The sequence below is a fragment of the Streptomyces sp. NPDC002306 genome (assembly GCF_053593435.1).
In genome coordinates this window covers 41,864-62,014 of sequence record NZ_JBSFCK010000009.1, presented here as the reverse complement: position 1 = coordinate 62,014, position 20,151 = coordinate 41,864, and the positions used below count along the sequence as shown (strand labels likewise).

Sequence of the window (20,151 nt, the reverse complement as noted above, 5' to 3'; positions counted from 1 at the left end):
TCTTTATCGTAGGGGCGGACGTGGGTGCGGGTGGGGCGCACCCGGCGCGCCGGTGGGGCGCACGCTTCGGCGGCCCCTCGGACACGACCCGAGGGGCGGGCTTCCCCGGGCGCTGTCAGGACGCGCGGGGAAGCCCACCCCTCGGGTGGCGGTGGGCGCAGCGGCTACCGCTGCGGTGTCATGCGGTCGACGACGTCCGGATGCTCTTTCAGCCAGGCCTCGACCGCGTCCTCCTCATGGCCCTGGCCACGGTCCTTGATCTCGCCCTCCAGGGTGCCGAGTTCGTCCTCGCTCATCGTGAAGTTCTTGATCCACTTCGTGAGCTGCGGGTACTGCTCCGGGAACGTGTCGCTGGAGATGGTGCGGATGGTGTTGCCCTCGCCGAAGAGCTTCTTGTCGTCGGTCAGCTTGGTGAGGCCGTACTCGCTGTACGCCCAGTGCGGCGACCACAGGACGACCGCGACGGGCTCCTTCTTGGCGTAGGCGCGCTTGAGCTCGGCGAGCATCGCCGGCGTGGAGCCGTCGACGACCTTGTACTCCTTGTCCAGGCCGTAGCCGGGCAGCACCTTCGTCTTGAGCAGGTCCATCTCGCCGGTGCCCGGCTCGATGCCGATGATCTTCCCGTCGAAGGTGCCGGCCTTGCCCTTGAGGTCCTCCAGCGACTTGACGTCCTTGACGTAGGACGGCACGGCGATCTCCAGCGAGGTCGGCCGGTACCACGTGCCCAGATCCCGGAGTCTGTCCTTGTTCCGGTCCCAGTAGTTCTTCTGGGCGTAGGGCAGCCAGGCGTCGAAGTTGAGGTCGAGGTCGCCGGAGGCGAGGCCGGTGTAGACCGGGCCGACGTCCATCTGCTTGAGGTCGAGCCGGTAGCCGCGCCGCTCCAGGACGTTCTTCCAGAGATAGGTGACGGCGACGTCCTCGTCCCACGGGAACCAGGCGACGTCCAGGGCGCGTCGGGCCTCCGCCGGGGTGGCGCCGGAGCCGCTCGGCACGGGCGCCAGCTTGTCGACGACCCCGGGGTTGTCCTTCAGCCAGGCGCGCACGGCCTCCTGCTGCCTGCCCTTGCCCGCCTTGTTGATCTCGGCTTCGAGGCTGGTGAGCTGCTTCTCCGTCAGCTCGAAGTCCTTCAGCCACTTGGCGACGACCGGGTTGTCGTCCGCGAAGCCCTTGCGGGCCAGCGTGTGCACGCCGTCGCCCGAACCCCAGGCGCCCCGGGGATCCTTCAGCTTCTTCAGGCCGTAGTCGTTGTACGCCCAGTGCGGCGACCAGAGCGTGACGACGATCGGTTCCTTCTTGCTGTAGGCGCGCTTGAGTTCGGCGAGCATCGCGGGCGTGGAGCTGTCGACGACCTCGTACTCCTTGTCCAGGCCGTACTCCTTGAGGACCTTGCTCTTGAGCAGGGCCATCTCGCCGGCGCCGGACTCGATGCCGGTGATCTTCCCGCCGAACTCCGACGCCTTGCCCTTGAGGTCGTCCAGGGAGTCGACGCCCTTCATGTACGAGGGCACGCTCAGCTCCAGAGACGTCTTGCCGTACCAGGCGCCGAGGTCGTCGAGCCGGTCCCCGTACTTCTTCCAGTACTGCGCGTGGGTGGTCGGCAGCCAGGAGTCCGTCTCGAAGTCGACACTGCCCTGGGCGAGGGAGGTGTACAGCGGCCCGGCCTCGTACTGCTTGGCGTCCACCTGGAAGCCGCGCTGTTCGAGGATCTCCTTCCACAGGAAGGTGGAGGCGACGCCCTCGTCCCAGGGGATGTAGCCGATGCTGACCTCCTTGCCCTGGCCGACGTCCTTGCCGTCGGCGACGGGCGCGGAACCGCCGTCGCCGCCGCCGAAGATCCCCATGCCGCCGGCCACGAGGGCGAGGACCACGACACCGATCACGGCGACCTGCGGGCGGGGCCGGTAGGACCGGATGTTCAGGCCCTGGGCGGCGCGCGCCTTGGCGGCGGCACGGCGGCCGAGCGGGGAGACCTGGGTACCGAGGGCACTGGTCATACGGTCGAGGTAGATCGCGAGGATCACGATGGCGACGCCGGCTTCGGAGCCCAGGCCGACGTCGAGCTGGCCGATGGACTCGTTGACGTCGCCGCCGAGGCCGCCGGTGCCGACCATGCCGGCGATCGCGGCCATGGACAGGCCGAGCATGATGACCTGGTTGACGCCCGCCATCACCGTGGGCAGCGCCAGCGGCAGCTGGACCCTCAGCAGGGTGTCGCGGGGGGTGGTGCCGAACGCGTCGGCGGCCTCGACCAGTTCCTTGTCGACCTGCCGGATGCCCAGCTCGGTCATCCTCACGCCCGGGGCGAGCGCGAAGATCAGGGTGGCCACGATGCCGGCGGAGGCGCCGGTGCCGAAGAACAGGATCGCCGGGATGAGGTAGATCATCGCGGGCAGCGTCTGCATGAAGTCCAGCACCGGCCGGACGACTCCGCTGACCCGGTCGGAGCGGGCCGCCCAGACCCCCACCGGCACCGAGATCACCAGCGCGATGATCGTGGCGACGAGGACCAGCGACAGGGTGACCATCGCGTCGTCCCACAGTTCGAGGGAGTCGATGAACGCGAAGCCCACGAAGGTGAGGACGCCGGCGAGGGTGCCGCGCAGCCAGAAGGCCAGCACGGCGAAGATGCCGGCGAGCAGCAGCGGCTGCGGGGCCTGGAGGACGGCGGCGATGCCGTCGTAGGCACCGGTGAAGACGGCCTTGAGGAAGTCGAAGAGCCACGACACATGGCCGAGCAGCCAGTCGACCACGTCGTTGACCCAGTCGCCGAGCGGGATCCTAGGCACGGGCCACCACCTTCTCGCCGTCCTTGTCGCGCGGAGCGGCACAGGGGCCGGGGGCGGCGGCCGGCTCGTCGCCGAGGAAACCGACGAGGCGCTGCCGCGGGACGACCCCGACGAGGGCGCGGTCCGCGTCGAGCACCGCCACCGGGTGCGGCACGCGCGCGCTGATCGCGCACAGGTCGGTGAACGGCGTGGCGGGCGTGGCGGTCTCGCAGTCGCAGTCGGCCTCGTCGCCGTGCACGGCGCGGTCCATGACGGCGTCGGCGGTCAGCACCCTGGAGCGGTCGACGTCCTGGGTGAAGGAGGCGACGTAGTCGTTCGCGGGGCGCACGAGGATGTCCTGCGCGGTGCCGAGCTGCACGATCCGGCCGTCGCGCATCACCGCGATGCGGTCGCCTAGGCGCATGGCCTCGTTGAGGTCGTGGGTGATGAAGACGATCGTCTTCTTCAGGGTCTTCTGGAGTTCCAGCAGCTGGTCCTGCATGTCACGGCGGATCAGCGGGTCGAGGGCGCTGAAGGACTCGTCCATCAGCAGCAGTTCGGCGTCCGTGGCGAGCGCGCGGGCGAGGCCGACGCGCTGCTGCATGCCGCCGGACAGTTCGTCGGGCCAGGACTTCTCCCAGCCGGCCAGGCCACACAGGGCGAGCGCCTCGTCGGCGCGGCGAGCGCGCTCGGCGCGGGGCACGCCCTGCACTTCCAGACCGTAGGCGGCGTTGTCGCGGACGCTGCGGTGCGGGAAGAGCGCGAAGTGCTGGAAGACCATGCTGATCTTCTTCGAGCGGACCTCGCGCATTCCGCGGGCGCCGAGTTCGGTCAGGTCCTGGCCGCCGAAGCTGACCTGCCCGGCCGTGGGCTCCAGCAGGCCGTTGAGCATGCGCAGCAGCGTGGACTTGCCGGACCCGGACAGGCCCATCACGACGAAGATCTCGCCCGGTTCCACGGTGAAGGAGGCGTCGATCACGGCGGCCGTGGTGCCGTCGGCGCGCAGCTCCTCCCGGTCGGCTCCCTGGCGCAGTCGTTCGACCGCCTGGTCGGGTCGTCTGCCGAACACCTTGTACAGGTGCTCGGCCTCAAGCCTGGCTGACACGCAGACCTCTTGCTCTCGGGGACAAGGGACGGAACGAGCACCGACCGCAAACGTTGAATCTGCAATCGGCATCGCTCAGAAACCGCGCCTGCCCCTGCGCTTCCTGACCAAACGCCTCAGTGGCCCAGTTCACAGCACATTCACATCCGCCATGCGCGCACTTCTGCCATGCACACGCATCCGCCATGCGCGCACTTCCGTCCTGCGCACGCATCCGCCATACGCGCGGGAAGTCGGGCACCGCGCGCGGTGGTGCACAAGGTCACCGCCCACGCACCCCATGTCGTCCGGCACGCGGCCCGACGCGTTGTCGCCCTGTCAGGTGGTTGTCGGTGCCGTACGGCATGATGCGAGCGTGACCGGACGACTGATGCTGCTCGACACCGCCTCCCTGTACTTCCGCGCCTACTTCGGCGTGCCGGACTCCGTGAAGGCGCCGGACGGCACACCGGTGAACGCGGTGCGCGGGCTGCTGGAGTTCATCGACCGGCTGGTCAAGGACCATCACCCGGATCACCTGGTGGCCTGCATGGACGCGGACTGGCGGCCGCAGTGGCGGGTCGACCTGATCCCGTCGTACAAGGCGCACCGCGTGGCACAGGAGCGCGAGGCCGGTCCGGACGAGGAGGAGGTGCCGGACACGCTGTCGCCGCAGGTGCCGGTCATCGAGCAGGTCCTGGACGCGCTGGGCATCGCGCGCGTGGGCGTCGAGGGGTACGAGGCGGACGACGTGATCGGCACGTTCACCGCGCGGGCGAAGGGCCCGGTCGACATCGTCACCGGCGACCGCGACCTGTACCAGCTCGTCGACGACGCCCGCGGGGTGCGCGTGCTGTACCCGCTCAAGGGCGTCGGCACGCTCCAGTTGACCGACGAGGCGGTGCTGCGCGAGAAGTACGGCGTCGACGGGCGCGGGTACGCGGATCTGGCGCTGCTGCGCGGCGACCCGAGCGACGGCCTGCCGGGGGTGCCCGGCATCGGTGAGAAGACGGCGGCCAAACTGCTGGCCGAGTTCGGCGACCTGGCCGGGATCATGGCGGCGGTGGACGACCCGAAGGCGAAGCTGACGCCGTCGCAGCGCAAGCGGCTCGACGAGTCACGCCCGTACCTCGCGGTCGCGCCGAAGGTCGTCCGGGTCGCCGACGACGTCCCCCTGCCGGACGTCGACACCACGCTGCCGCGTCACCCGCGCGACGGGGTGACACTGGAGGGGCTGGCGACGCGCTGGGGACTCGGCGGGTCACTCCAGCGACTGCTCACCACCCTGGGCGCACCCGGCGCGTGACCACTGTTCCCGCCCGGGGGAACAGCCGTCCCGTGGACAGGACGTCACGCTCTGTACGACGGGGTTCACGAACCTCTCATCAGGGGGGAGTTAACTGGGGGAAGAAATGCTAACTTAGGTAAGCCTAAGCTAGGAACGACTGGGAGGCCGTCATGGCAGAACGTCCGGCACGGAAGCCGCGGAAGCCCCATTCCGCGCAGGTCGTCCGCACCGAACGGCTCACCCCGCACATGCAACGCGTGGTGCTCGGCGGCGAGGGCCTGGCCGACTTCTCGGCGGGATCCTGCACCGACCATTACGTGAAGCTGCTGTTCCCGGCCGGGGGCGCGACCTACCCGGACCCCTTCGACATGGAGCGGATCCGCGCCGAGTTCCCGCGCGAGCAGTGGCCGGTGACCCGGACCTACACCGTGCGCGCCTGGGACCCCGAGCACCGCGAACTGACCCTCGACTTCGTGATCCACGGCGACGAGGGCCTCGCCGGCCCGTGGGCGACCCGGGTCCAGCCGGGCGAGACCGTCCGTTTCATGGGCCCCGGCGGCGCCTACGCTCCCGACGGCGACGCGGACTGGCACCTGCTGGCCGGCGACGAGAGCGCGCTGCCGGCGATCGCGGCCGCGCTGGAGGGCCTGCCCGACGGCGCCGTGGCCCACGCCTTCGTGGAGATCGCCGGGCCGGAGGAGGAGCAGAAGGTCGACTCCGACGTGGAGGTCGTCTGGCTGCACCGCGGTGAGCGGCCCGTCGGCGAGCTGCTGGTCGAGACGGTCCGGGGCCTGGATTGGCCCGAGGGCCGGGTGCACGCGTTCGTGCACGGCGAGGCCGGTCTCGTGAAGGAACTGCGCCAACTGCTGCGGGTGGAGCGGCAGATCCCGCGCGAGGACCTGTCGATCTCCGGCTACTGGCGGCTGGGCCACAACGAGGACGGCTGGCAGGCCTCCAAGCGCGAGTGGAACGCGCGCGTGGAAGCCGAGCAGGAGGGCTCCGCACCCGCCGCCTGAACGAGGACGTGACGAAGCGGCGGCACCCCACATGGGTGCCGCCGCTTCGTCGTGCCCTGCCACGGTCGCATCACGCGCTCCGGCACCACGGCCACGCCATGCCCGACGCTCGCCGAACCCACGTCACGACCGGCGCTCTTCGGACCCACGTCACGGCCGACGCTCGCCCAACACACGCCATTTCCAGTGCCCTTCGAACCCACGTCACGACCGGCGCTCGCCCAACTCGCGCCATTTCCACCGCCCTTCGACCCCACGTCACGGCCGACGCTCGCCCAACTCGCGTCATTTCCACCGCCCTTCGACCCCACGTCACGACCGGTGCCGCCGCACCCCACGTCATGCGCCGGGCCCCTCCAACGCGCGCGACATATCGCGACCGGTGCCGGACCGCACGGGCGTGAGGACTTGGGCCCGCCGCGGACACGACGGCGTGACGCGGGTGAAACAGCCCGTCCCTAATTTCTGTCGCCCGACAGGAATTACGCGACCGAGGCAGGTGCCGCCGTGACGACCACAGCCCCCTCCGACGTACGTCCCGACCCCCCGGAGCCCACCGCCGACCGCTCCCTCGCGGAGTTCGGCTACCGCCAGGAGCTGCACCGCAGCCTCGGCCGCTACGCGTCCTTCGCGGCCGGGTTCTCCTTCATCTCCGTCCTGACCACCGTCTTCCAGTTCTTCGCCTTCGGGTACGCGTTCGGCGGTCCCGTCTTCTTCTGGGCCTGGCCAGCGGTGCTGGTCGGGCAACTGCTGGTGGCCGCCTGCTTCGCCGAACTGGCCGCCCGCTACCCGATCTCGGGCGCGATCTACCAGTGGTCGTCCCGTCTGTCGAACGCCTCTTTCGGCTGGTTCGCCGGCTGGATCATGGTGATCGGACAGATCGTGGTGGTCGCGGCGGCGGCGCTGGCCCTGCAGATGGTGCTGCCGGCGATCTGGTCCGGCTTCCAGCTGGTCGGCGACGACCCGGCGCCGACGTCCCCCGACGGCGCGGCCAACGCGGCGCTGCTCGGCGTGCTCCTGCTGGCCCTGACGACCCTGGTGAACGTCCTGGACAACCGTGTGCTGTCCGTGGTCAACCGGATCGGGGTGACCGCCGAGATCATCGGCGCGGTACTGATCGTCGTCCTCCTGCTCACGCACTCCGACCGCTCCCCCGGCATCACCTTCCACACCGGGGGCGCCGCTCAGGACGGCTTGTTCGGCGCGCTGCTCGTCGGCTCGTTCACAGCGGCGTACGTGATGATCGGCTTCGACAGCGCGGGCGAGATGAGCGAGGAGACGCACCACCCCCGGCGCACCGCGCCCCGGACGATCCTCACCGCGCTCGGCGCGGCCGGCCTGCTCGGCGGTCTGATCGTGCTGGGCGGCCTGCTCGCCGCGCCCAGCCTCACCGACGGCCGGCTGGCGGTGGACGGCCTGAGCTATGTCCTGACCAGCAGCCTGGGCGACGGGGTCGGCAAACTCCTGCTCGCCGACGTGGTGGTGGCGATCGCGGTGGCGACCCTGGCGATCCAGACCGCCGCCTGCCGGATGCTGTTCTCGATGGCCCGCGACGGCCGGCTGCCCTTCGCCCACCGCCTGGCGAAGGTCGACCCGCGCACCGGGATGCCCAGCGCCCCCGCCCTGGTCGTCGGCTCCCTCGCGGCGGCGCTGCTGCTGCTCGACTTCGCCTCGCCGGAGGCGTTCCTGGCCATCGGCACCACCTGCATCGTGATGCTCTACCTGGCCTACGCGATGGTCACCGGCCCGCTCCTGGTGCGCCGACTGCGCGGCGAGTTCCCGGCCGGTGGCACCGACGAGACGGGCGCCCCGCTGTTCTCCCTGGGCCGCTGGGGCGTCCCCGTCAACGCGCTCGCCCTGGTCTACGGCCTGTTCATGACGGTCAACCTCGCCTGGCCCCGCGCCGAGGTGTACGACCCGGCGGGCGGCCACTGGTACTTCCAGTGGTTCACGGTGCTGTTCCTGACCGTGACGGTCGCGGCGGGCGTGGCCTACCGGACGTACCGCAAACGGGCGACGACCGGGACGGTCGTGGCGGAGGCGGAGGCGGCGTCCGCGTCGGCGGCTTGACGCGCCGGCGGGGCGGAAGCGAGGAGCTTCGGTCCGGGCGAGGCGTCGACTCCTCACCCGGTCGCGGCGGAACGCTCCGCGGGCGACGCACCTGCCGCCCGGCGGCTCGCGTGGGACCCGGATGGTCTCCGGGGTCACCTGCCGCCTCGTAGGCTGGGTCGTGATGAGACGTCGCACCCCGCCACCGCCCTCCCCGCTGCCGCAACGCGACGGCGTGGACGCGGTGCGGGTACGGCTGCCCGCCGAGGGGCCCTGGCCCACCGTGCGGGCCTACCTGGTGGAGCGGCTCTCGGGGGCGGAACCTGGCGCGGTCGCCGGAATGTTCGACGCGGGGCTGGTGGTCGGGGCGGACGGACGGTCCGTGGCGTCGGCGGCGGCGTACGTGCCGGGGACATACGTGTGGTTCCACCGGGACCTGCCCGTCGAAGTGCCGGTGCCCTTCCCGCTGGAGGTCGTCTACCGCGACGATCACATCGTGGTCGCCGACAAGCCGCACTTCCTGGCCACCACCCCCCGGGGCAGCCATGTCACCCAGTCCGCGCTGGCCCGGCTGCGGCGGGAGCTGGGCATTCCCGCCCTCGGCGCCGCGCACCGGCTGGACCGGCTCACGGCCGGGCTGGTGCTGTTCACGGTACGGCCCGAGGAGCGCGGCGCGTACCAGACGCTGTTCGCCGAGCGGCGGGTGCGCAAGGTGTACGAGGCCGTCGCCCCGTACGATCCGGCGCTCGCGCTGCCCAGGACCGTGCGCAGCCGGATCGTGAAGGAGCGCGGGGTGCAGGCCGCGCGGGAGGTCGAGGGCGAGCCCAACGCGGTCACCCGCGTGGAACTGATCGAACACCGCGCCGGGCCGGACGCCGCACCCTCCCCCACGCTGGCCACCGGCCCGGCGGCCGCTCTGGCCCGCTACCGGCTGCTGCCCACGACCGGACAGACCCATCAGCTACGGGTGCACCTGAGCGCGCTGGGCCTGCCGATCCTGGGCGACCCCCTGTATCCCGTCGTGACCGGCCCCGTGCCGGACGGCGACTTCCGGCGCCCGCTGCAACTGCTGGCGCGGGAGCTGGAGTTCACCGACCCGGTCACGGGGACCACGCACCGGCTGCGCAGCGGACGCGCCCTCGCCGCGTGGTCCGGGTACGACGAGTGGGCCGGTCAGTAGCCGCGCCACCAGCGCAGGAAGCGCTGCCAGGCACCCAGCCGGTGTGACGGCTCCGGCGTCGGAGCGGGCTGGGCGGGGGCGGGCCGTTCGGGCACGATCGGCGCGACCGTCGGGGCGGGCGGGACGACGACCGGCGCGGACTGCGCCTCGGTGAGGTCGACCTGCCAGGTGGAGCGCTGCGGCGGGATCGGGTTGCCGTGGGTCGGTTTGACCATCACGTCCTGCTCCGGCTTCGGCTCGAACACCACCGGCAGCTCGACCAGATGCCGTGAGGCGATGGACGCCGTCCACCTCAGCTCGTCCTCGTCGCAGTCGAGTTGGACGTCCGGGAGCCGCCTGAGCAGCGCGTCGACACCGACGTCCGCGATGGCCCGGCCGATGTCCTGCCCGGGGCACTCGTGCGGGCCGCCGCCGAAGGAGAGGTGCGAGCGGTTGCCCTGCATGCCGGCGGTCAGGTCGGGGCGTACGCGCGGGTCGACGTTGCCCGGGGCGGGAGCGAAGAGCAGTCCGTCGCCCCTGCGGATGCGCTGGCCACCCAACTCCGTGTCGTGCTTGGCGAAGTAGCCCAGGACGGTGCTGAACGGCGGCTCGTCCCACAGGGACTGTTCCACCGCCTCGGGCACGGTCATCTGTCCGCCGTTGAGCCGGGCCACGAAGCCCGGATCGGTCAGCACCCGGCGCAGGACGTTGCCGAGCAGGTTGGTGGTGGCCTCGTAGGCGGCGAAGAGCACCAGCCGTAGGTGCTCCCTGACCTCGTCGTCGCTGAGCTTCGCCGGGTGGTTGACGAGGTGACTGGTGAGGTCCTCCTCGGGGCGGGCGCGGCGGCGGATGGTGAGCCGGCTCAGCGCGTCCATGACGTAGCCGTGGCTGGCGATCGCCGTCTCGGTGCCCTTGAGGGCGTCGCGGGCGGCCTGCACCATACGGTCGTTGTACTCGTCGGGCATGCCGAGGATCTCGCACAGCACGGCCATCGGAAGGTGCTCGGCGAACTGGCTGATCAGCTCCGCGTGTCCCTTCCGGCTGAACTCGTTGACCAGGCGCTGGGTGTAGCGGTAGATGTGCCGGCGCACGCCACGGGGGTCGATCGTGGAGACGGCACCGAGCACCGCTCCGCGCAGCCGCAGATGCTCGTCGCCCTCGGCGTGGGAGCAGATGGGCTGCCAGGCGATGTGCGGCATCAGCGGATGGTCGGGCTTGACCGTGCCCTCCAGCAGCGGGGTCCAGATGCGGCTGTCCCGGGTGAACTGCGAGGGCGTACGCACCATGTGCATGTTCTCCGTGTGGCCGAGGACCACCCACATCGGTACGTCCTCATGGAGCAGAACAGGTGCCACGGGGCCGTACTCGTCGCGTAGTCGCTCGTACAGGTCGTCCAGGTCCGCCGCTTCGGGGCCGTAGATCCGGTGCAGTCCGCCGGGGCCGCGGCCGTGCGCGGGACAGCCGGGGGGCGGGCCGGTCACGAGGTCGTCCGTACCGGTCGTGGAGTGCTGTTCAGACGTCACGGTGGTCGCTCCGAGAAAACTGGGGTCGATCGTGAAGTGGGGTGTGGTGGGGGGTGGGTGGGAAGTGAGAAGTGGGGTGGGGTCGGGGGTGGGGTGGGTGACGTGGGGGCCGCTGAGGTCAGACGACGCTGCCGGAGAGGGCCATGGAGTGCAGGAAGCGCATCAGGGTCAGCAGCACGTCGCGGCTGGAGGCCCGCCGGCGGACGTCGCACTCGATGATCGGGATCACCGGCGCCAGGTCGAGAGCCGCCCGCAGGTCCTCGATCGCGTAACGGGGACCGTCGGGGAAGGAGTTGACGGCGACCACGAACGGCACGCCGCGTTCCTCCAGTTGGCCCATGACGTCGAAGCTGACTTCGAGCCGGCGGGTGTCGACGAGGACGACGGCGCCGAGCGCACCCTCGAACAGCCCGTTCCACAGAAACCAGAAACGCTCCTGGCCCGGGGTGCCGAAGAGGTACAGGACCACCTGGTCGGTGATCTGGATACGGCCGAAGTCCATCGCCACGGTGGTGGCCGTCTTGGTCTCGGAGCCGTAGTTGTCGTCGACTCCGATACCGGCCTGCGTCATGGTCTCCTCGGTGGTCAGCGGCCTGATCTCGCTGACCGCGCCGACCATGGTGGTCTTGCCGACGCCGAAGCCGCCCACGATGACGATCTTGGCCGCGGCCTGGGCCGTGTGCGGGAGGTGGTCCTCGACCCGTGGGCCCGGGACCGTCTCAGAGCCGTTGAAGTCCATGCATCACCGCTTCGAGAAGGGAACGGTCGGGGATCTGCTGACGGACGATCGGGGCGCGTACCTGCACCAGTTCGACCGCGAGCATCTCGGTGATCAGCACGGTCACCACGCTGAACGGCAGGCTGAGGTAGGCCGACAGTTCGGCCACCGACAGCGGGTTGGCGCACAGCCGGAGCACCGCCGACTGCTCGGGCGTGGCGGACGAGGGCGGCTCGGCGCGCGCCACGATCAGGGACACCAGGTCGAGGGGTGCGCGTTCGCCGTCCGTGCCGGTGATGATGAACAGCCGTTCGGGGTTCTTGCGCTCGCCCTCTTTCGGGGGCTGCGCGGACGGCGGTTCCATGGGGTGTCGCCGCTGGCGTCGCGGAGGACTCATACGGTCTGCCCGTTGCGCCGGGGCGGACTCGTGAGGTGGGCGCCGATGCGGACGACGAGGTCACGCATGTGGGCGCTCATGTTCCCGGGTTCGCAGATCACATCGGCGAGGACGGCGAGATAGGCGTTGGCGCCGGCGGCCATCAGATAGAAGTAGCCGCCGTTCAGCTCGATGATGACCACCTTCATCTCGCCGTCGCTGGTCGGGATCTCCTGGGCGACGGCGCCGGCGAGGCTCTGCAGGCCCGCGCAGGCGGCGGCGACGCGGTCGGCGGCGTCCGGATCGCCGCCGTAGCGGGCGATGCGCAGTCCGTCGGCCGAGAGCACCACGATCATCTCGATGCCCGGGACGCTCTTGTAGAGCTCCTTGAGCATCCAGTCGAAGTTCGCTCGCTGCTGGATCACTTGAGGTCCCCCTCGTCGTCGGCCCCGGGGTGGGCCGGCTTGTCGATCAGATGCATGTACGCGGTCGGGTTACGGGTGAAGTCGGTCGGGTCCGGGCCCGGGTTGTCCTTCTTGAGTCCCTCCCAGAAGGCCTCGACCCAGAGGCCGGGGGCGGGCTCGTCCTTCTTGGGTTCGGGCTTGGCCTGGGCCTGGGTCCAGACATCGGGCGTGCCCTCGCGGGCGAGGCGTTCGGATTCCGCGGCCTCGGCGAACCGCTGGGTCAGCGGGGTCTGCATCCGGCTGCGGCGCTGCGGCAGGCCTTTGTCGGTCCACTCCGTGACCTCGGGCACGTCGTCCTCCATGGAGACAGAGGCCGGGATACGCGGGCTGGTGGGGCGGCGCTTCTTCGGCGGGCGCTTGGGGCCCTCCACCGCGCCGAGTTCGATCGAGGGCACGGCGGTGGCGCCGATGCCGTGCGCGAAGCCGGGCGCCGGGTCGGAGGTCATCATCTCGCTGGGCACGATGAGAACGGCGCGGACACCGCCGTACGCGGAGGCCCGCAGGGAGACCTGGAGGTTGAACGACGTGCACAGGCGGCCGACGACCGCGAGGCCAAGCCGAGGGGTGTCGCTGAGCTCCTGGACGTCGACGCCTCTCTTGGCGGCCTCCAGCAGGCCCTCGGCCTTGGCGCGGGCCTCCTCGCTGAGGCTGACCCCGGCGTCCTCGATCTCGATGGCGATGCCGGTCTGCACCTCGACCGCGTTGACGTGCACGTTGGTCTGCGGCGGCGAGTAGCGCGTGGCGTTGTCCATGAGCTCGGCGAGCGCGTGGATGAGCGGCTCGACGGAGATGCCCCGGATGTTGACCTTGGCGATGGAGTCGAGCTTGATGCGGCGGTACTCCAGGATGCGGCACATGGCACCGCGCAGCACGCTGTACAGCGGGACGGGCTGGGGCCACTGACGTCCGGGGCGGCCGCCGTTGATGACGGCCATGGTGTCGGCGAGCCGGCCGATCAGCGAGGTGCCGTGGTCGATCCGCAGCAGGTCGTCGAAGACCTCGGGATTGCGGCCGTGGTCCTCCTCCATCTCCCGGAGTTCACTGGCCTGCTGGTGGACGATCGCCTGGACGCGCCGGGCGACGCTGACGAAGGAGCGCTGCCCGGAGTCACGGATCATCTCCTCGTGGTCGACGATGTCGAGCACCGTCTTGACCACGATGCGGTGCGCCTCGGTGAGATCGGCGTAGACGGGATCCGAGTTGATGAGGTGACGCATCACCTCGCCGGGGGAGTTGCCGCCGCGCATCACCTTCAGCGCGGTCGGCAGGACCTCCTTGGCGACCCTGAGGTTGACCTCGTCATGGGCGGCGACCCGGCCTTCCAGATACGCACGGTGACGGACATGGTCGGCGCGCGCGTCCTGGAGGGCGCGGCCGCGGCGGACCGCCTCGGCCCCGGTCGCGATCACCAGGAGAGTGGCCACGGCGCCGCACAGGCCGACGGCGAGGCGAGCCGAGTCGGCCACCAGGGCGACGGCGGCCCCGGTCACCGCGGCCATCAGTATGGCGGGCAGCAACAGCACGCGCGCGTAGGGGAGTTCGCGGCGATCTGGCGGGGACTGAACACTCACCATGTAAGCCCTCGAAACGAATCGGGATCTGTTAAACATTTGGGAACAAGCGCACGAATACATATCAACCCGGTGCGCTGCGGGCGAGCTTAGTCCGACCGGATCAACGCTGTGTCATATTCAGCAACCACCGGAAATCGCCCTCGCAAAGGGAGTACCCTCAGCCCCATTTGCACGCTGAGCCCCTGCTCGAACACGTTGCGTCACGACACACGGGCACGCGAAAACCACTCACCGTAATGAGTGACGACCGATTCCGGGTCAGACCCCGACGATGCGCAGCGCCGCGTCCGCCGTGGCCTCGGCGAACACCGACACCGGCCGCTCCGGATCGGAGCGGTGGACCAGGATGACGCCCTCGATCAGCCCGAACACCAGGTCCGTACGGACTTCGAGCTCGCTCTTGGCGAGCCCGCCTCCCGCGGCCGTACCGGCCAGCAACTGCCGGTAGGCGTCCTTGAGTTCGGCGCGCACGGCATGGAAACCTGCGAAGCGCTCGGTGCGCACCTCGGGCAGCAGATAGAGGCCGCCGAGGTTGTGCGGACCGCCGCACAGCAGCTCGACGTCGGTCCGGCACAGCCGCCACAGCCGGCCCTCGGCCGGTGTCACGTCGTCGGCGAGCAGGTCACGGGCGTACGCCAGCGAGGGCGTGACCGTGGACTCCAGCAGGGCGGCGAGCAGTTCCTCCTTGCCGGAGACGTAGTGGTACATCGACGCCTGCCGCATGCCCGCCCGCTCGGCGACGGCCCGCGTGGTCGTGGCCGCGTAGCCACGCGTGGTGAACAACTCCGCTGCGGAGGAGAGCAGTTCGGCACGCGGTTCCAGACCACTGTCCGGCCGCTGCGCGGCCCGCGGTCTGCCGACCCTGCGCCCGCCGTTCGTCCCCATGCGTTCGATCCTCGCACACGGCCCCGGCCGCCGATCTCCGTGAGAGCTCGGTAACCGCCCGGCAACGCGAGGGCAACGCCCGCGACCCGGCCCACGCCTAATTTCTGTCGGACGACAGAAATGACGCGGCGGAGTCGACCGTCGGCGGTCAGGCCGCACACCGAGCCGACGAACACCGCACGCGTGAACACCACACGTGTGAACACCGCACGAGCGAACACCGCAGTGAAGCCGTACGAGCGAACCCGAGCCGGAGGTCCCGCGATGGCGACAGCGACCACCTATGGAGCCCGCGCCCATGCCCGCGCCCAGGAGGGCACCCACACCGACGCGATGCCCGTCGTACCGGCGGGGAACTGGCCGACACCGCCGTGCGAGGCGGGCCACCTGGTGTGGGCCGAGACCGTGGCCGGCGGCAACTACACCCACCGCGTCCTCGCCCGCGGCACCGAACTGCGCCTGACCGATCCGCACGGCGACGCGTGCGCCCACCTGCTGCTCTTCGTGGCCGACCGGCCCTGGGAGCGGCTCAACGTCGCCGACACGGTCAAGGTCCAGTGGAACGCCTACCTGACCGAGGGCCGGCTCCTCCTGTCCGACCAGGGCCGGGTCCTCGCCTCCGTCGTCCGCGACACCTCCGCCCGGCACGACGCCCTGTGCGGCACCTCCACACTGGTACGCAACACGGCGCGCTACGGCGACGGCACCCCGCAGTCCGCCTCCCCCGCAGGACGGGAACTGTTCAAGCTGGCCGCGGCCAAGAACGGCCTCGGGCCACGCGACCTGCCACCGTCCCTGTCGTTCTTCCAGGGCGTGGCGGTCCGCGCCGACGGCACACTCGACTTCACCGGCTCGGCGGGCCCCGGCGGCAGTGTCACCCTGCGCGCCGAACAGGACGTGACCGTACTGATCGCCAACGTGCCCCACCCGGCCGACCCGCGCCCGGACTACGTGAGCACGCCGCTGGAGGTACTGGCCTGGCGCGCGGCGGCGACCGGGCCCGGCGACCCGTTGTGGGACGCCACGCCCGAGGGCCGCCGCGCCTTCCTGAACACCGTCGAGCTCCTGGCCGCGAGGGGGCTCGCATGAGCGCGAGGACCGTGGTCCCGGCCCGTGCGGCCTGGTCGTCCGTCGTCCGCGCGGGCGAGACGCTCACCATCACCGACCTGCACGGCAACCAGGCCGTCGACTTCCTCGTCTACGACGCCCACGACACGTCCGTGCGCTACAGCGCGCCCGACACGATCCACGCCCAGGGCAACATCTTCCTCACCACCGGCAGTGTGCTGCTGTCCGACGAGCACACCGCGCTGATGACCGTCGTCGCCGACGACGTCGGCCGGCACGACACCGTCGGCGGCGCCTGCTCCAAGGAGTCCAACACCCTGCGCTACGGCCACCACACCTGGTCGCAGCACGCCTGCGTGGACAACTTCCTGGCCGAGGGCGCCCGTTACGGCCTCGGCAAGCGCGACCTCGTCTCCAACGTCAACTGGTACATGAACGTGCCCGTCGAAGGCGACGGCACACTCGGCATCGTCGACGGCCGCTCCGCCCCGGGACTGGCGCTGACCCTGCGCGCCGAACGCGACGTCCTGGTCCTCGTCTCCAACTGCCCCCAGACCAACAACCCGTGCAACGGCTTCGAGCCGACGGCTGTGGAGATGACCCTCACCGAGGCGGGCGGCGGCGCATGACCTTCGACACGCTCCTGGTCGCCAACCGCGGCGAGATCGCGGTACGGATCCTGCGCACCGCCCGCGCACTCGGGCTGCGCACGGTGGCGGTGTACTCCGACCCGGACCGCTCGGCGCCCCATGTCCGGCTCGCCGACACGGCCGTACGGCTCGGCCCGGCGCCCGCGAAGGAGTCCTACCTCGACGCCGACCTGGTCCTGAGGGCGGCCAAGGACACCGGCGCGGGCGCCATCCATCCCGGCTACGGCTTCCTCTCCGAGGACGCGGCCTTCGCGCGCCGCTGCGAGGACGCCGGGATCGTGTTCGTGGGCCCGACGCCCGAACAGCTGGAACTGTTCGGCGCCAAGCACACCGCCCGGGCGGCGGCCGAGGCGGCCGGGGTGCCGCTGGCGCCGGGCACCGGACTGCTGGCGTCGGCGGCGGAGGCGGTGCGGGCCGCCGCGCGCGTCGGCTATCCGGTGATGCTCAAGGCCACCGGCGGTGGCGGCGGTATCGGTATGTCGGCATGTCGCTCCGCCGGTGAACTGACCGAGGCCTGGGACCGGGTCCAGCGGGTGGCCGCCGCGTCGTTCTCCTCCGCCGGGGTCTTCCTGGAGCGGCTGGTCGAACACGCCCGCCATGTCGAGGTGCAGGTCTTCGGCGACGGCGAGGGCCGGGTGGTCACCTTCGGCGACCGCGACTGCTCCCTCCAGCGCCGCAACCAGAAGGTCCTGGAGGAGGCACCGGCCCCGGGGCTGGCGCCGCACGTCCGCGAGCGGCTCGCCTCCTCGGCCCGCGACCTGTGCGCCTCGGTCGGCTACCGCTCCGCAGGCACCGTCGAGTTCGTGTACGACGCCGTCCGCGAGGAGGCGTACTTCCTGGAGGTCAACACGCGCCTCCAGGTGGAGCACCCGGTCACCGAGGAGGTCTACGGCGTCGATCTGGTCGCCTGGATGCTCAGGCTGGCCCGCGGCGAACGGGACGTCGTGCGCGACCCGGGCGCCCCGCGCGGTCACGCCGTCGAGGCCCGCCTCTACGCCGAGGACCCCGCACGCGGACACCGGCCCAGCGCGGGCCTGTTGACCCGGGTGGAGTTCCCGCCCGGGACCCGCGTCGACGGCTGGGTGGAGACGGGCACCGAGGTGACGACGTCGTACGACCCGATGCTCGCGAAGGTGATCGCCCACGGCACCGACCGGGAGCAGGCGCTGCGCCGGCTGGACGAGGCGCTGGCCCGCACCCGTGTCGACGGCATCGAGACGAACCTCGGGCTGGTCCGGGCCGCGCTGACCGACCGGGACTTCCTGGGCGCGACCCATGAGACGTCGACCCTGGCGCGCGTCACCGATCCGACGCCCCGCGTCGAGGTGGTCGCCGGCGGGACGCTCACCACCGTGCAGGACTGGCCCGGCCGCACCGGCTACTGGCAGGTCGGCGTACCGCCCTGCGGCCCGATGGACGACCTGTCCTTCCGGCTCGGCAACCGGGCACTCGGCAACCCCGCGGGCGCGCCCGGCCTGGAGTGCACACTCCTGGGCCCGACGCTGCGGTTCACCCACGCCACCACGGTGTGTGTGACGGGCGCCCCTGCACAGGTCACGGTCGACGGCGCCCCGGTCGCGCAGTGGGAGCCGGTGACGGTGCCCGCCGACGGGGTGCTGGCGGTCGGGGCTCCCACCGGGCACGGTCTGCGCAGCTACGTCCTGTTCGCGGGCGGCGGTCTGGACGTACCCGCCTTCCTGGGCAGCGCGAGCACCTTCACCCTGGGCCGCTTCGGCGGCCACGGCGGCCGGGCGCTGCGCACCGGCGACGTCCTGCACGGCGGAACGGTCACCGAGGGCACACCCGTCCCGGCCGCCGACCGGCCGGTGCTCGGCGCGCTGTGGCACGTGGCGGCCGTGGAAGGCCCGCACGCGGCACCGGAGTTCTTCACCGAGGACGACATCCACGAGTTCTACGCCGCCGACTGGAAGGTCCACTTCAACTCGGCGCGCACCGGTGTGCGCCTGGTCGGACCCAAGCCGCGCTGGGCCCGCGCCGACGGCGGCGAGGCGGGTCTGCACCCGTCCAACATCCACGACACCCCGTACTCCGTCGGCGCCGTCGACTACACGGGCGACATGCCGGTGCTGCTCGGCCCGGACGGCCCCTCACTGGGCGGGTTCGTCTGTCCGGCGACCGTACCGAGCACCGAGCGCTGGAAGCTGGGACAGCTGCGGCCGGGCGACACGGTGCGCTTCGTGCCGGTGGACGCCGACGGCTCACCCCGGCCGCCGATCGTGGACGGCGGGGTGCTGGCCCGGGACGGCGACGTGACCTTCCGGCGCGGCGGCGACGACAACCTGCTGGTCGAGTTCGGCCCGATGCAACTCGATCTGGCGCTGCGCATGCGGGTCCACGCGCTGATGGAGGCGGTGGAGCGGGCCGGGCTCGACGGGGTCACCGACCTCACCCCGGGCATCCGCTCCCTCCAGATCCACGCCGACCCCCGCCGCCTCCCGCAGCCCGCGCTCCTGGCCACCGTGCGCGCGATGGCCGCCGCGCTGCCGCCCACCGGCGAACTCGTCGTCCCCTCCCGGACCGTGCATCTCCCCCTGTCCTGGGACGACCCGGCGACCCGGGAGGCGATCGCCCGCTACATGGCGGGGGTGCGCGACGACGCCCCCTGGTGCCCGTGGAACATCGAGTTCATCCGCCGGGTCAACGGCCTGGAGTCGGTGGCGGACGTGTACCGCACGGTGTTCGACGCGGAGTACCTGGTCCTGGGGCTGGGCGATGTCTACCTGGGCGCGCCCGTGGCCACGCCGCTGGATCCCCGTCACCGGCTGGTGACCACGAAGTACAACCCGGCGCGCACCTGGACGGCCGAGAACTCGGTCGGCATCGGCGGGGCCTACCTGTGCGTCTACGGCATGGAGGGCCCCGGCGGCTACCAGTTCGTGGGCCGTACGACCCAGGTGTGGTCGCCCTGGCAGCAGCGCGGCGCGTTCGAGCCGGGCTCGCCCTGGCTGCTGCGCTTCTTCGACCGGATCAAGTGGTATCCGGTGGACGCGGACGAACTGCTCGAACTGCGCGCCGACATCACGTCCGGCCGCTTCGTGCCGCGCGTCGAGGAGGGGACCTTCTCCCTCGCCGGGCACCAGGCCTTCCTGGCCGAACACGCCGACTCGATCGCGGAGTTCAGGTCCCGCCAGCGGGCGGCGTTCACGGCCGAGCGGGACGCGTGGGAGGCGGCGGGCGAGTTCGCCCGGGCGGAGGCCGCGAGCGCGCCCGCCGCGCCGCCGGCCCCGGTGGCGGTACCGGCGGGCGGCCGGCTGATCGAGGCCGAGTTCGCCGCGTCGGTGTGGCAGGTGAACGTCGAGCCGGGCGACGAGGTGAGCGCCGGTCAGCCGCTGCTCGCCCTGGAGGCGATGAAGATGGAGTCCAGGGTGCACGCGCCGGCCGCCGGTGTGGTGGCCGCGGTCCTGGCCGGACCCGGCGACCAGGTGGAGGCCGGGACGGCCCTGATCGTCCTGGCCCCGGCCGCGCGCTGAGCCCCGGGGCGGACGCGCAGCACGAGGACCACATGGACCAC

At 71.4% G+C, this 20,151-nt stretch carries 14 protein-coding genes and 1 pseudogene; 7 read left to right on the top strand and 8 right to left on the bottom strand.

Annotated features, from left to right (window positions below; genetic code table 11):
- Positions 1–164: 164 nt before the first annotated feature.
- Both ACWCQK_RS19555 and ACWCQK_RS19550 read right to left on the bottom strand, forming a co-directional pair.
- Positions 165–2,786, bottom strand: coding sequence for an ABC transporter permease/substrate binding protein (locus ACWCQK_RS19555; RefSeq protein ID WP_451156432.1), 2,622 nt, complete (start codon positions 2,784–2,786; stop codon positions 165–167).
- Positions 2,779–3,870, bottom strand: a complete 1,092-nt coding sequence (locus ACWCQK_RS19550; RefSeq protein WP_451156430.1) for a quaternary amine ABC transporter ATP-binding protein — start codon at positions 3,868–3,870, stop codon at positions 2,779–2,781. Before ACWCQK_RS19550 ends, ACWCQK_RS19555 begins: the two co-directional genes overlap by 8 nt.
- Positions 3,871–4,214: 344 nt before the next feature.
- Here ACWCQK_RS19550 and ACWCQK_RS19545 point away from each other — a divergent pair.
- The 4 genes and pseudogenes from ACWCQK_RS19545 (at position 4,215) to ACWCQK_RS19530 (ending at position 9,382) form a co-directional block, all read left to right on the top strand.
- Positions 4,215–5,155 (top strand): annotated as a pseudogene (locus tag ACWCQK_RS19545) (5'-3' exonuclease).
- Positions 5,156–5,307: 152 nt separating this feature from the next.
- The gene (locus tag ACWCQK_RS19540; protein ID WP_451156428.1) at positions 5,308–6,153 is read left to right on the top strand and encodes a siderophore-interacting protein; all 846 of its coding nucleotides are present in this window, start codon (positions 5,308–5,310) and stop codon (positions 6,151–6,153) included.
- 507 nt (positions 6,154–6,660) lie between these two features.
- Positions 6,661–8,223 carry an amino acid permease gene (locus ACWCQK_RS19535; protein ID WP_451156426.1) on the top strand — a complete coding sequence of 521 codons (1,563 nt, stop codon included), beginning with the start codon at positions 6,661–6,663 and terminating at the stop codon, positions 8,221–8,223.
- A 163-nt stretch (positions 8,224–8,386) separates the two neighbouring features.
- A complete protein-coding gene (locus ACWCQK_RS19530) occupies positions 8,387–9,382 on the top strand; it encodes an RluA family pseudouridine synthase (RefSeq protein WP_451156424.1) in 996 nt (331 codons plus the stop codon).
- Here ACWCQK_RS19530 and ACWCQK_RS19525 read toward each other — a convergent pair.
- From ACWCQK_RS19525 to ACWCQK_RS19500, 6 genes are all read right to left on the bottom strand, one after another.
- Positions 9,376–10,884, bottom strand: coding sequence for a cytochrome P450 (locus ACWCQK_RS19525; protein WP_451156422.1), 1,509 nt, complete (start codon positions 10,882–10,884; stop codon positions 9,376–9,378). The two genes, ACWCQK_RS19530 and ACWCQK_RS19525, sit on opposite strands and share 7 nt — an antisense overlap.
- A gap of 118 nt (positions 10,885–11,002) precedes the next feature.
- Positions 11,003–11,623, bottom strand: a complete 621-nt coding sequence (locus ACWCQK_RS19520; RefSeq protein ID WP_451156420.1) for a GTP-binding protein — start codon at positions 11,621–11,623, stop codon at positions 11,003–11,005.
- Positions 11,604–11,999 carry a DUF742 domain-containing protein gene (locus tag ACWCQK_RS19515; protein ID WP_451156418.1) on the bottom strand — a complete coding sequence of 132 codons (396 nt, stop codon included), beginning with the start codon at positions 11,997–11,999 and terminating at the stop codon, positions 11,604–11,606. Before ACWCQK_RS19515 ends, ACWCQK_RS19520 begins: the two co-directional genes overlap by 20 nt.
- Positions 11,996–12,403 (bottom strand): roadblock/LC7 domain-containing protein, encoded by a 408-nt coding sequence (locus ACWCQK_RS19510; protein WP_451156416.1) that lies wholly within the window; start codon positions 12,401–12,403, stop codon positions 11,996–11,998. Before ACWCQK_RS19510 ends, ACWCQK_RS19515 begins: the two co-directional genes overlap by 4 nt.
- Positions 12,400–14,016, bottom strand: a complete 1,617-nt coding sequence (locus ACWCQK_RS19505) for an ATP-binding protein (RefSeq protein WP_451156414.1) — start codon at positions 14,014–14,016, stop codon at positions 12,400–12,402. Before ACWCQK_RS19505 ends, ACWCQK_RS19510 begins: the two co-directional genes overlap by 4 nt.
- 258 nt (positions 14,017–14,274) lie before the next feature.
- Positions 14,275–14,901, bottom strand: a complete 627-nt coding sequence (locus ACWCQK_RS19500) for a TetR/AcrR family transcriptional regulator (RefSeq protein ID WP_451156412.1) — start codon at positions 14,899–14,901, stop codon at positions 14,275–14,277.
- Between the two features lie 264 nt (positions 14,902–15,165).
- On the opposite strand from ACWCQK_RS19500, the gene ACWCQK_RS19495 reads away from it, so the two are divergent.
- Genes ACWCQK_RS19495 through ACWCQK_RS19485 form a run of 3 tightly spaced genes read left to right on the top strand, consistent with a single transcriptional unit; the run spans position 15,166 to position 20,110 of the window.
- Positions 15,166–15,990 (top strand): urea amidolyase associated protein UAAP1, encoded by an 825-nt coding sequence (locus ACWCQK_RS19495; protein WP_451156410.1) that lies wholly within the window; start codon positions 15,166–15,168, stop codon positions 15,988–15,990.
- Positions 15,987–16,598, top strand: a complete 612-nt coding sequence (locus ACWCQK_RS19490; protein ID WP_451156408.1) for an urea amidolyase associated protein UAAP2 — start codon at positions 15,987–15,989, stop codon at positions 16,596–16,598. Before ACWCQK_RS19495 ends, ACWCQK_RS19490 begins: the two co-directional genes overlap by 4 nt.
- Entirely contained in the window at positions 16,595–20,110 is a 3,516-nt protein-coding gene (locus ACWCQK_RS19485; protein ID WP_451156406.1) for a 5-oxoprolinase/urea amidolyase family protein, read from the top strand. The genes ACWCQK_RS19490 and ACWCQK_RS19485 overlap by 4 nt, the downstream gene beginning before the upstream one ends.
- Positions 20,111–20,151 lie beyond the last annotated feature (41 nt).

Coding starts and splice junctions, on each gene's coding strand:
- ACWCQK_RS19520 (WP_451156420.1), bottom strand. CDS start 11,623: ATGGACTTCAACGGCTCTGAGACGGTCCCGGGCCCACGGGTCGAGGAC.
- ACWCQK_RS19540 (WP_451156428.1), top strand. CDS start 5,308: ATGGCAGAACGTCCGGCACGGAAGCCGCGGAAGCCCCATTCCGCGCAG.
- ACWCQK_RS19485 (WP_451156406.1), top strand. CDS start 16,595: ATGACCTTCGACACGCTCCTGGTCGCCAACCGCGGCGAGATCGCGGTA.
- ACWCQK_RS19515 (WP_451156418.1), bottom strand. CDS start 11,999: ATGAGTCCTCCGCGACGCCAGCGGCGACACCCCATGGAACCGCCGTCC.
- ACWCQK_RS19500 (WP_451156412.1), bottom strand. CDS start 14,901: ATGGGGACGAACGGCGGGCGCAGGGTCGGCAGACCGCGGGCCGCGCAG.
- ACWCQK_RS19495 (WP_451156410.1), top strand. CDS start 15,166: ATGGCGACAGCGACCACCTATGGAGCCCGCGCCCATGCCCGCGCCCAG.
- ACWCQK_RS19505 (WP_451156414.1), bottom strand. CDS start 14,016: ATGGTGAGTGTTCAGTCCCCGCCAGATCGCCGCGAACTCCCCTACGCG.
- ACWCQK_RS19530 (WP_451156424.1), top strand. CDS start 8,387: ATGAGACGTCGCACCCCGCCACCGCCCTCCCCGCTGCCGCAACGCGAC.
- ACWCQK_RS19490 (WP_451156408.1), top strand. CDS start 15,987: ATGAGCGCGAGGACCGTGGTCCCGGCCCGTGCGGCCTGGTCGTCCGTC.